The following is an 11650-nucleotide window of genomic DNA, read 5'->3' on the forward strand; positions in this document are numbered from 1 at the left end:
TGGCTATAGGCCCGCGCGTTTCGCGAAAGGGGCCGTGCTCGATGACCTTCACCTCCGCCGCGCTGGATCGCATCCAGCCCTCCGCCACGCTCGCCATGACGTCGCGAACGCTGGAGCTGAAGGCCAAGGGCATCGACGTGATCGGCCTGGGTGCGGGCGAGCCCGATTTCGACACGCCCGATTTCGTCAAGGACGCCGCCATCGAGGCGATCCGCAACGGCAAGACGAAGTATACCAACGTCGACGGCACGGCCGAGCTGAAGGCCGCCATCGCCGCCAAGTTCAAGCGCGACAACCAGCTGGGTTATGCGCCCGATCAGATCAGCGTGAACGTGGGCGGCAAGCACACCCTGTTCAACGCCCTCGTCGCGACCGTGCAGGCGGGCGACGAGGTGGTGATCCCCGCACCTTACTGGGTGTCCTATCCCGACATCGTCCAGTTCGCCGGCGGCACGCCCGTCTTCGTGCGCGCGGGCGCGGATCAGGATTACAAGATCAGCCCGGCGCAGCTCGACGCCGCGATCACGCCCCGCACCAAGTGGGTGCTGCTCAACTCGCCGTCCAACCCGACGGGCGCCGCTTACTCTGCCGACGAGCTGCGCGCGCTGGCCGAGGTGATCCGCCGCCATCCGCACGTCTGGGTCATGGCGGACGACATGTACGAGCATATCGTCTATGACGGTTTCGTCTTCGCCAGCTTCGCCGAGGTCGCGCCCGATCTGTACGAGCGGACGCTGACGGTGAACGGCTGTTCCAAGGCCTATTCGATGACCGGCTGGCGCATCGGCTTCGCCGGTGGCCCCAAGTGGCTGATCAAGGCGATGGCCAAGCTCCAGTCGCAGTCGACCTCCAATCCCTGCTCGATCGCGCAGGCGGCAGCGGTGGCGGCGCTCACCGGCCCGCAGGATTTCCTGAAGGAGCGCGCGGCGGCCTTCCAGGTGCGCCGCGATCTGGTCGTCGGCATGCTGAACGACGCGGACGGCATACGCTGCCCGAAGCCGGAAGGCGCCTTCTACGTCTATCCCGACGTGTCCGGGCTGATCGGCAAGTCGACGCCGGGCGGCCAGCGGATCGACACGGACGAGGCGCTGGTCGGCTATCTGCTCGACGAGGCGCGCGTGGCGGCGGTGCATGGCGGCGCGTTTGGCGTGGAGCCGGCCTTCCGCGTCAGCTACGCCACCTCGGAAGCGCTGCTGACCGAGGCGTGCACGCGCATCCAGACGGCGGTGGCGGCGCTCCGCTAAGGCGGTGGCAGCGGCACGGTGCGGCAGCGCACGGTGCGACGCAGATCATAGGCAAGCGCTTCGTGCCGCCCCATATCGGGCGGGCAAGGAGTGTTTTGCCATGTCGCGTCCCCATATCCTGTCAGGCCTGCTCGCCCTCACCGTCGCCGGCACCATCGCGCTCACCGCCGCACAGGCGGAGCATGCGGTGCAGGCCCCCGCCCCCGCTTTCTCCGTCCGCAATCCGGCGCCGAGCGAGACGGCGATGTTCGCAGGCGGCTGCTTCTGGGGTGTGCAGGGCGTGTTCCAGCACGTTCGCGGGGTGAAAAGCGCGGTATCCGGCTATACCGGCGCCACGGGGCGCGCCGGCTATGAGGCGGTCAGCGGCGGCGACACCGGCCATGCCGAGGCGGTGCGCGTGACCTTCGACCCGCGGCAGGTGAGCTATGCGCAGCTGCTCCAGATCTATTTCTCGGTGGTCGCCGATCCGACGACGCTGAACGCGCAAGGGCCCGATCGCGGCACGCAATATCGCTCGGCGCTGTTCCCGATGAGCGAGGCGCAGCGCCGTGTCGCGGTCGCCTATATCAGTCAGCTCGGCAAGGCGCGGGTCTGGCCGCGGCCGATCGTCACGCGGATCGAGCGGGCGCAGCCCTTCTACCCGGCCGAGACCTATCATCAGGATTATCTGACGCGGAACCCGCAGTCGGCCTACATCCGCATCAACGATCTGCCGAAGGTGGCGGCGCTGCGCAGCTTCTATCCCAAGCTGTGGCGCGCGCAGCCGGTGCTGGTCCGCGGCTGATCGCTCAGGCGGCGAGCGGGAAGCGCAGCAGCCGGTCCCGCACCGGCACCAACGCCTGCGCGCCTTTGCCCGCCGCGCGCATGATCTCCGGGTGATGCGCGTCGAGGCCGCCGGTCAGCGCCCCGAAAGCGGGCAGAATCAGCTTGGTTGGTGACGCGACGAAGCAGCGCCGTGCGACATGGCGACCCTTCACCGTCAGCCTCAGCTTCGGGTGATAATGGCCCGACAGTTCGGGCCACGGATCCGCCGGCTTGGCCTCGTGCCGCAGCACCAGTCCGTCGACAACCGCTTCCTCGACGATCCGGCCGCCGCAATGGTCGAGCATGCCGGCATCGTGATTGCCGGTGATCCAAGTCCAGTCGAGCGTGCCGGTCAGGTGCCGCAACTGGTCCTGCGCGTCGGCTGGCAGACGCTCGCACCCCGCGCGGTCGTGGAAGCTGTCGCCGAGGCACCACAGCGCCCGCGCGCCGGTCGCGGCGACAAGCGCGGTCAGGTCGGCCAGGGTCGCCTGGCTGTCGTAGGGCGGCAGCATCTGGCCGAAGCGCGCATACCAGCTCGCTTTCTCCAGATGCAGATCGGCGACGAGCAGCGCCTGGCGCGCGGGCCAGTAGAGCGCGCCCTGCGGCAGCGCGATCAGCTCATGTCCGCCGAACGAAAAGGGAACCATCACCCGCCGTTACGCTCGGGCGGACTCCGCGGTCAATCGTCCTCGTCCTCATATCCGACGAGATCGAGCGCGCGCGCCTTGATCTGGTGCGTCATGCACCAGTGGACCAGCGCCTCCTCGCGTCCGTGCGTCACCCACACTTCGGACGGCGCGACTTCACGCAGGGTGGTCGTCAGCTCGTCCCAGTCGGCATGGTCGGACAGGATCAGCGGCAACTCCACCATGCGCTGCCGTGCGCGCTGGCGGACGCGCATCCAGCCCGATGCCATGGCGGTGATCGGATCGGGCAGCCGCCGCGACCAGCGGTCGTTGAGCGCGGACGGCGGGCACATGACGATGCGTCCCTTGAGATCCGCAGCCTTCAAGCCGGTGACGCCGGCCAGCTCGCCCAGCTCCACGCCATGCTCGACATAGAGATCGCACAGCCGCTGGAGCGCGCCGTGGATGTGGATCGAATCGTGGTGGCCGCGGCGGCGCAGCTCGGTGATCACGCGCTGGGCCTTGCCCAGCGCATAGGCGCCGACCAGCACGCAACGATCCGGATTGGCGTGGAGCGCGGCCAGCAGCCGGTCCATCTCGCCGCCCGTGTCGGGATGGCGGAAGACAGGGAGGCCGAACGTCGCCTCGGTCACGAAGACGTCGCACGGCACCGGCTGGAACGGCTCGCACGTCGGATCGGGCCGGCGCTTGTAATCGCCCGACACGACGACGCGCTCGCCCTTATGCTCCAGCACGATCTGGGCGGAACCAAGCACGTGGCCGGCGGGGACGAAGCTGACGTCGACATCGCCTAGCCGGATGCTTTCGCCATAGGCGATCGGCTGGCCATTCTGGTCCCCATAGCGGACGCCCATGATCGCCAGCGTCTCGGGCGTGGCCAGCACCGCGCCGTGGCCGCCGCGGGCATGATCGGCATGGCCGTGCGTGACGAGCGCGCGGGGCTTGGGCTCGGCGGGATCGATCCAGGCGTCGGCGGCGGGAAGGTAGATGCCCTCGCGGCGGGGCTCGATCCAGGCAGCGGTGCGGGGCATCGCAGCTAAACGGGAAAGCGAAGCTTCGGGTCCGGTGGACCCTACGCGCGGTCTCTTCGTTGGTCGGTCAAGCGAAACGATCATTGGAGGGCATGATGGAAGCCGGCGGATTTCAGTGGAGCCTGTTGACGATCCTTGGCCCGATCCTGCTGGCGGCGGTCCTGCTGTGGGCGCTGGTGCGCAACCGGGCGCAAAAGGGCGGCAAGGGCCGGACCGAGGCGGCGACGCGCGACCTGTATGAGGCGCAGGACCGGCAGGACAAGGCGGAGGCCAACAAGGTCCAGCGCTAGGTTGACGAAGTTGACACTCAGCGGCCCTTTTCCGACATGCCTGTAGGATGTCCTACAGGGGGCTTGCCGACCTGCCAGCACGCCTGAGCCTGCCGCCCGTCATTGCCGACTGGTTCGCCGCCAAGGGCTGGGCGCCGCGCGCGCACCAGCTGGCGATGCTGGAGGCGGCGCGAAATGGGCGGCATGCGCTGCTGGTCGCGCCGACGGGCGCGGGCAAGACGCTCGCCGGCTTCCTGCCCAGCCTGGTCGATCTGGTCGAGCAACCGAGCGAGGGGCTGCACACCATCTACGTCTCGCCACTGAAGGCGTTGGCGGTGGACGTGCAGCGCAACCTGATCGGCCCGGTCGAGGAGATGGGCCTGCCTATCCGCATCGAGACGCGCACCGGCGACACGCCGTCCGACCGCAAGGCACGCCAGCGCAGCCGCCCGCCGCAGATGCTGCTGACGACACCCGAATCGCTCAGCCTGCTCCTCTCCTATCCGGACAGCGACAAGCTGCTGGGCGACGTGCGCGCGGTGGTGATCGACGAGGTCCACGCCTTTGCCACCAGCAAGCGCGGCGATCTGCTTGCACTCGCGCTCGCGCGGCTGGCGAAGGTGGCGCCGGAGCATCGCCGCGTCGCGCTCTCCGCCACGGTCGCCGATCCTGACGGCTATCGGGGCTGGCTGTCGCCCGATGGCGACATCGATGCGGTGGCGATGGTGGAAGGCGCGCCGGGCGCCCCCGCGGTGATCGAGATCCTGCTGCCCGAGGACCGGGTGCCATGGAGCGGCCATTCGGGCCGCTATGCCGCCAAACAGGTGATGGCGCAGATCGAGACGCACCGCACCACCCTCGTCTTCTGCAACACGCGAAGCCTCGCCGAGCTGATCTTCCAGGATCTGTGGGCGGTGAACGACGATTCGCTGCCGATCGGCGTGCATCACGGCTCGCTGAGCCGCGAGGCACGGCGCAAGGTGGAGGCGGCGATGGCGGACGGGCGGCTGCGCGCGCTGGTCTGCACCGCCAGCCTCGATCTCGGCGTCGACTGGGGCGATATCGATCTCGTCATCCAGATGGGTGCGCCGAAAGGCTCGTCGCGGCTGACGCAGCGCATCGGCCGCGCCAACCACCGGCTGGACGAGCCGAGCCACGCCTTGCTCGTCCCCGGCAACCGCTTCGAATATCTCGAATCGCGCGCCGCGCTCGACGCGGTGGAAGATGGCGAGCTGGATCCGGACCTGTTCCGCCCCGGCGCACTCGACGTGCTGGCGCAGCACATCATGGCCTGCGCCTGTGCAGCACCCTTCGATGCGGACGAGCTGTTCGCCGAGATCACCGCCTGCGCACCTTATGCCGCGCTGCCGCGTGAGACGTTCGATCGCGTGCTCGGCTTCATCTCCAACGGCGGCTATGCGCTGAAGGCCTATGACCGGTTCCGCCGGCTGGTGCAGCGGCCCGACGGGCTGTGGCACCTGACCAAGCCCGCCTTCGCCGCGCAGCACCGGCTGAATGCGGGCATCATCGTCGAGGCGACGATGCTCACCGTCCGGTTCAAGAACGGGCGGGGCCTGGGCAAGGTGGAGGAAGGTTTCGCCGCCACGCTGTCGCCGGGCGATACCTTCTTCTTCGCCGGCCTCAGCCTCGAGGTGATCCGCATCGACACGGAGGACCTGCTGGTCCGCGCGACGAGCAAGCCGGCGCGCATCCCGACCTATGGCGGCTCGCGCATGCCGCTCTCCACCAACCTCGCCGGTCGCGTCCGGCACTTCCTGGCAGAGCCGAAGGAATGGCCGCGTTTTCCCGCCGACGTGCGCGAATGGCTGGAAGCGCAGGCGCGGCGATCACGCCTGCCGGAGCCCGGACAGCTGCTGGTCGAGACCTTCCCGCGCGAGGGGCGGCACTACATGGTCGCCTACAGTTTCGAGGGGTGGAACGCACACCAGTCGCTCGGCATGCTGGTGACGCGGCGGATGGAGACGCTGGGCCTCGATCCGCTCGGCTTCGTCGCCAATGATTATGCGCTGGCAACCTATGCGTTGAAGCCCGTGACGGACCCGGCGGCCTTGTTCGACGCGACCATCCTAGAGGACGAGTTCGTCGAGTGGGTGCAATCGTCGCACCTGCTGAAACGCGCCTTCCGCGAGGTGGCGGTGATCGGCGGCTTGGTCGAGCGGCAGCATCCCGGCAAGCGCAAGACAGGCAAGCAGGTCAGCTTCTCGACCGACCTGATCTACGACGTGCTGAGGCGCTACGAGCCGACGCACCTGCTGCTGCAGGCGGCGTGGGAGGATGCGCGCGCGCGGATGACCGATGTCGGCCGTCTCGCCCACCTGCTCGACCGGGCGGCGGCGACGATGATGCATGTGGACCTGCCCCGCGTGACGCCGCTGGCCGTGCCCGTGCTGACGCTGATCGGCCGGGAGAAGGTTGCGACCGGGCTGGCGGACGACCAGTTGCTGATCGAGGCGGAGGCGCTGGCGGCCGAAGCAATGGCCGACTGACGGGCGGATTTGCCGTCAGCCGGTCGAGTCGAACCGCCGGAAAACACGTCCCCCGCGCCAACCTGTGCGTCAGCATCGACGAGTTGAAGTGCCGTTTTCCGGAACCAATCAACTCATCGCGCGTGTCGGATCGCCTTGCCGCAAAGCAGCATCCGCGCTGTTTCCCCGTTAACCCGCATTAGCTACCTCACCCTTCGACAGTAGCGGGACGGGGGTTCCACTTACCGATGTTGAAGAACGCGAAATTCGCGATGGGCGCCCTGTTGCTTGCGCTGATCGCCACGCCCGCCAGCGCCCAGAGCTGGCAGTGCGCGCCGTTCGCGCGGATGTTCTCGGGCCTCCAGCTGTTCGGCAATGCCTATACGTGGTGGCAGCAGGCGACCGGCAAATATGATCGCGGCACGGCGCCCAAGGCGGGCGCGGTGCTGGTGTTCAAGGCGGCGGGCGCGATGCGCGTCGGCCATGTCGCGACGGTCAGCAAGGTGATCTCCGACCGCGTGATCGAGGTGACCCACGCCAACTGGTCGATCATCAACGGCCGCCGCGGCCAGGTCGAGCGCAACGTCAAGGTGGTGGATGCCTCGGCGAACGGCGACTGGAGCAAGGTGAAGGTGTGGTACGCGCCGATCCACGGCGTCGGCATCAAGGCCTATCCGGTCTACGGCTTCATCTATGGCGGCGCGAAGGCCGCGGCGAAGGCCGTGCGCGACGCCGACAAGGCGCTGGACGACGCCGCACTGGCGAAGGTGGAGCAGATCACCAGCGCCGGCTGAGGCAGACGCCTCCTCCTTCAGGCTGAACCCCGGTTAGCGGTTACACTCCGCCCCCGCTTCCGCCACGGATCCTGACACAAGTTCAGGATGACGAGGCTGGAAGAGTCTCCTAGCCTGCCCCCCGGATCAACCGGGGGACCTACCTTGCGCCAACTCGCCGCCCTGCTGCTCACCGCCGCCACCATCGCCGCGCCCGCCGCCGCGCAGACGCGGCCCGACCAGCAGCAATTCCGCGCCCTCTACAAGGATCTGGTCGAGACCAACACGGTCGTCGGCAAGGGCAGCTGCACCGCCGCGGCGCAGAAAGCGGGCGCCTATCTGAAGGCGGCGGGCTTCACCGATGCGGAGCTGACCTATTTCGCCGATGCCGATCACCCGCAGGATGGCGGGCTGGTCGCGGTGCTGCCGGGGCGGGACAAGGCGGCCAAGGCGATCCTGCTGCTCGGCCATCTCGACGTGGTCGAGGCCAAGCGCGAGGATTGGACGCGCGATCCGTTCAAGCTGATCGAGGAGGACGGCTTCTTCTACGCACGCGGCACCGCCGACATGAAAGGGTTGGACGCGGTGTGGATCGATACGCTCGCGCGCCTGCGCAAGAGCGGACCGGCACCGAAGCGGACGATCAAGCTGGCGCTGACCTGCGGCGAGGAGACGACCTGGGCGTTCAACGGCGCGGAGTGGCTGGCCAAGAACAAGCCCGACCTGATCGCCGCGGAGTTCGCGCTGAACGAGGGCGGCGGCGGCCGCCTCAGCCGCGATGGCAAGCCGGAACTGCTGTCCATGCAGGTCGGCGAGAAGACGGTGCAGAACTATCGGCTGGAGACGACCAATCCGGGCGGCCACAGCTCGCGCCCCGTGCCCGACAATGCGATCTACGAACTCGCGCAGGCGCTGGCCAAGGTGCAGGCTTATGAGTTTCCGGTGAAGTTCACCGATACGACCCGCGCTTATTTCACGACGATCGGCAAGCAGCAGGGTGGCGCGCTGGGTGCGGCAATCCCGAAGCTGATCGCCAATCCGAACGATGCGGCGGCGAACAAGGTGATCTCGGCCGACGCGACCTACCACTCGATGCTGCGCACCACCTGCGTCGCGACCCTGCTTGAGGGTGGCCACGCCAATAACGCGCTGCCGCAGCGCGCCGCAGCCAACATCAACTGCCGCATTCACCCCTTGGACAGCGTCGAGTCGACCGAGGCCGCACTGATCGCCGCGATCGCCGACCCGAAGGTGAAGGTGACGCAGGTGCCGCCGCGCCGCCCGGCTGCCGTGCCGCCGCCGCTCGACCCAAAGGTGCTCGGGCCGGCGCAGACCGTGGCGGCGAAATACTGGCCGGGGCTGACCATCCTGCCCAGCATGTCGATCGGCGGGACGGACGGCATCTATCTCTCCGCCATCGGCATCCCCGTCTACGGTGTGCCCGGCATCATGAGCGAGGCGGACAGCAATGGCGCGCACGGACTGAACGAGCGGATGCGCGTCGAGTCGCTCTATCGCGGGCGCGACTATCTGTTCGATCTGGTGAAGGCCTACGCCGGCTGACGCGCATGGGCCCGCTGCTGATCGTCTGGCATTCGGCCACGGGCGGCACGCGGGCGCTGGCGGAGGCGGCAGCGGCGGGCGCGGCGGCGGAGGGCAATATCCTCCTCCGCCATACCGAGGATGCGACGGCAGAGGACGTGCTTGCCGCGGCGGGGCTGATCTTCGCCACGCCCGAGACGCTGGCGGCCATTGCCGGGCCGATGAAGACCTTCTTCGACCGCACCTACTATCCCGCGCTCGGCCGGATCGAGGGGCGGCCCTATGCCGCGATCATCTGCGCGGGCAGCGATGGGGAGAATGCCGCGCGCCAGATTGCGCGGATCGCCACCGGCTGGCGGCTGCGCGCGGTGGCCGATCCGCTGATCGTGCGGACGGGCGCGCAGACGCCCGAGGCGATCGCCGCACCCAAGACGATTGCCGCCGATGACCTCACCCGCGCGCAAATGCTCGGGCAGGCGATGGCGGCGGGGCTGGCGCTGGGCGTGTTCTGATTACTTGCCGCCGAGCCGCTCGACCGGCTGCCCGGCGGAGCTGGTGAAGCGCGAGGTTGTGAAGCCCGCCTTGGCGTTGGCGTTGACGAACGCCTGCGCCTCATCCGCCGACTTGAAGGGGCCGACCAGCACGCGGTTGGTGAAGCGCAACGGCGTCGTCCACGCCGACTTGCCCGCCATGGTCTGCGGATGATCCGCCTTCACCTTGTTCCACGCCTTGGCGAGATCGCCCTTATAGGCGCCCGTCGCGACCTGGACCCAGTGACGCTCGGGCTCCTTCTTCGCCTTGGCGGCGCTCGCCTTAGCCTCGGCGAGCTTGGTCGCCTTCTCCGCATCCGCCTTCTTCTTGTCGGCGGCGGCCTTGTCGGCCTTCTTCTTGTCCGCAGCGGTGAGCTTGGTCCTGGTGGACTTGTCCTCGTCCGGCTCGGTCGTCTTGCCCTTGCGCGTGGCCTTGCCCGTCGGCGGATCGAGCGGCTCGGCAGAAGCGAGCTGGGTTGCCGCGGCCTTGCCCTTGCGGCCGGTTTTGGTGGTGGCGGGGGCGTCGGTCTCGTCCGCGGCGGCCACCTGCGTGCGGCCCTTGCGCGTCGGCTTGGCGGGTTCGTCCGCCTCGTCAGCGGCGGCGACGCGCACCGGCTTCGGCTTGGCGACTGCGTCCACCGTGCGGGTGCGCGGCGTGGCTGCCTTGACCGGCTCGGTTGCGGCGCGGGCGAGGCGTGGCGGAGGAGCCTCGTCCGCTGTCCGCGTCTCGGTGCGCGTGGGCGAAGGAAGGCTGGCCGTCTGCGGCGATGCTGCCGAGGCGAGCGTCGCGAAGCCGGGTTCCGCGCCGGTGCCGGACGGCGGCAGACCTGAGCTCGTCGATGCCGACGTGGCAGCAGACGGTGGCAGGGGGATGGCCGCTACGGCCGCGGGAGTGGATGGCGGCGGTGCAGCCTGCGGCATCAGGCCAGCCGCAAACGCCTGCACGGATGCAGGAAGTGGCCCGACGCGAGACGGCGCAGGCGCACGGGTCACGGCCGAGGTCGATTGCGTGGGCGTGGGCACCGGGGCGGCAGCCGCCGGCGTTGGCAGCAGCGCAGGAGCGGGAGAAGGCGATCCAGCGTAGGTCGAGGTAGGTGCAGGCTGCGGTGGCGTCGGCTGTGCAGCAGTGGCGCCCGTCTGGACGGACCCGGGCAGCGGCGTGGTCGCGCGGCTTGGCGTAAGCGTGGCAAGCGGGCGCGTTTGGACAGGCGCCGGCAGCGGTGCGGCCTGGCGCGCTACCGGCGGCGTCACCGGCGGAGGCGTGCGGCTCGTGCGCGGCGCGGCATCGGCATAGCGGGAAGCGAATGGCGCCGCCTGTGGTGCCAGCGCCTGGGTCGAGGCCGACGGAGTGGGCGTCGGGTTCGGCAAGGCGCCGGCGAGGCGCGTATTGGCGGTGGGCAGGTGGCCGAAATGGACCGCCTGCGCCTGCTCGCCCGCACGCAGGCTCCCAAGCTTGGCGAGGAAGGGCGCGATCTGCGCCGCTTGCCCCGCGGGCACGAGCAGGCCCAGCCGCTCGGTCGCGCCGCGCGGATCGCCGGTGAGCGCGAGGACGAAGGTGGAGGCACGCCACGCCGCCTTGTCCTGCCGGCGTAGCAGCGGATCGAGGGTCGCCATGGCGGCGGTGCGATCGCCGCTCATTGCCTGCGACAGCGCGAGACGGCGCACGGTCTCGTCGGACGGGGCGGCACGCAGCGCCGCGACATAATCCGCCTGCGCGCGCTTGTTCTCGCCGCGCAAATCGTGCGCCAGGCCGCGATCCGCAGCGATCGTGGCGACCGGAACGCCGAGATCGACCGCCTGGTCGAACAGCTTCAGCGCCTGCGCCGCCTGCTCCATCTGCACCAGCGCCGAGCCGAGCCCCGCCTTGATCCGCCCATCGCGCGGGGCGATCTCCTCCGCGCGGCTGAAGAAGCCGATGGCCGCGGCAGCATCGCCGACATCAAGCGCCGCCCGACCCGCGCCCGTCAGCGCCTCCAGATCCCGCGGCGAGGTGGAGAGGACACGGAGGTAGCGGCCGAGGCGCTCGACAGGGTCGTCCTGACCGGGGATGCCATAGCCTGGCACCGGCGCCTGCGCGGCGGCGATGGTGGCGGCGGAGAGCGGCAGGACGGCGGCGAGCGCGAGGCGGGCGAAGCGGGTCATCGTCGCCAATCTAGGCGAGAGCAGGCGACATTGTCGCATGCAAGCGGTGGGGCGCGCCGCAGATGCGGTGGACGGCGGGAACTTAGCCCATCCCCACGCAGGCTGAGGCTGTCCAAGCGCTACCCCTTCGATCAGGAAGAGCAGCACTCTGGCAAGCTAAACGCAAACGGGCGCGGCAAGGA

General features: G+C 69.3%; 10 protein-coding genes. 7 read left to right on the forward strand and 3 right to left on the reverse strand.

The window, feature by feature from the left end; genetic code table 11:
* Positions 1–41 precede the first annotated feature (41 nt).
* Positions 42–1244 carry a pyridoxal phosphate-dependent aminotransferase gene (locus BM360_RS17450; protein ID WP_093316608.1) on the forward strand — a complete coding sequence of 401 codons (1203 nt, stop codon included), beginning with the start codon at positions 42–44 and terminating at the stop codon, positions 1242–1244.
* A gap of 100 nt (positions 1245–1344) precedes the next feature.
* Positions 1345–2028, forward strand: a complete 684-nt coding sequence (gene msrA, locus BM360_RS17455; protein WP_093316611.1) for a peptide-methionine (S)-S-oxide reductase MsrA — start codon at positions 1345–1347, stop codon at positions 2026–2028.
* Between the two features lie 4 nt (positions 2029–2032).
* Here msrA and pdeM read toward each other — a convergent pair whose 3' ends face one another.
* Both pdeM and BM360_RS17465 read right to left on the reverse strand, forming a co-directional pair.
* Complete coding sequence (gene pdeM, locus BM360_RS17460; protein ID WP_093316614.1) at positions 2033–2695, reverse strand: ligase-associated DNA damage response endonuclease PdeM; 663 nt, start codon at positions 2693–2695, stop codon at positions 2033–2035.
* Between the two features lie 32 nt (positions 2696–2727).
* Positions 2728–3726 carry a ligase-associated DNA damage response exonuclease gene (locus tag BM360_RS17465; RefSeq protein WP_093316617.1) on the reverse strand — a complete coding sequence of 333 codons (999 nt, stop codon included), beginning with the start codon at positions 3724–3726 and terminating at the stop codon, positions 2728–2730.
* 125 nt (positions 3727–3851) lie between these two features.
* Here BM360_RS17465 and BM360_RS19700 point away from each other — a divergent pair, with 125 nt between their 5' ends.
* The 5 genes from BM360_RS19700 to BM360_RS17490 all read left to right on the forward strand — a co-directional run bounded on the left by BM360_RS19700 (position 3852) and on the right by BM360_RS17490 (position 9308).
* Positions 3852–4016: a hypothetical protein gene (locus BM360_RS19700; protein ID WP_165611354.1), complete on the forward strand. Its 165-nt coding sequence runs from the start codon at positions 3852–3854 to the stop codon at positions 4014–4016.
* Between the two features lie 47 nt (positions 4017–4063).
* Positions 4064–6502 (forward strand): ligase-associated DNA damage response DEXH box helicase, encoded by a 2439-nt coding sequence (locus BM360_RS17475; protein WP_093316621.1) that lies wholly within the window; start codon positions 4064–4066, stop codon positions 6500–6502.
* A 251-nt stretch (positions 6503–6753) separates the two neighbouring features.
* Positions 6754–7275 carry a CHAP domain-containing protein gene (locus BM360_RS17480; protein ID WP_242653553.1) on the forward strand — a complete coding sequence of 174 codons (522 nt, stop codon included), beginning with the start codon at positions 6754–6756 and terminating at the stop codon, positions 7273–7275.
* Between the two features lie 144 nt (positions 7276–7419).
* Entirely contained in the window at positions 7420–8817 is a 1398-nt protein-coding gene (locus tag BM360_RS17485) for a M20/M25/M40 family metallo-hydrolase (RefSeq protein ID WP_242653554.1), read from the forward strand.
* Between the two features lie 5 nt (positions 8818–8822).
* Positions 8823–9308, forward strand: a complete 486-nt coding sequence (locus tag BM360_RS17490; protein WP_093316630.1) for a flavodoxin family protein — start codon at positions 8823–8825, stop codon at positions 9306–9308.
* Here BM360_RS17490 and BM360_RS17495 read toward each other — a convergent pair whose 3' ends face one another.
* The gene (locus BM360_RS17495) at positions 9309–11468 is read right to left on the reverse strand and encodes an SPOR domain-containing protein (protein WP_165611355.1); all 2160 of its coding nucleotides are present in this window, start codon (positions 11466–11468) and stop codon (positions 9309–9311) included. It lies immediately after the preceding gene.
* Positions 11469–11650: the final 182 nt, after the last annotated feature.

Source organism: Sphingomonas jatrophae (assembly GCF_900113315.1).
In the GTDB taxonomy this organism is placed as follows: Bacteria; Pseudomonadota; Alphaproteobacteria; order Sphingomonadales; family Sphingomonadaceae; genus Sphingomonas_P; species Sphingomonas_P jatrophae.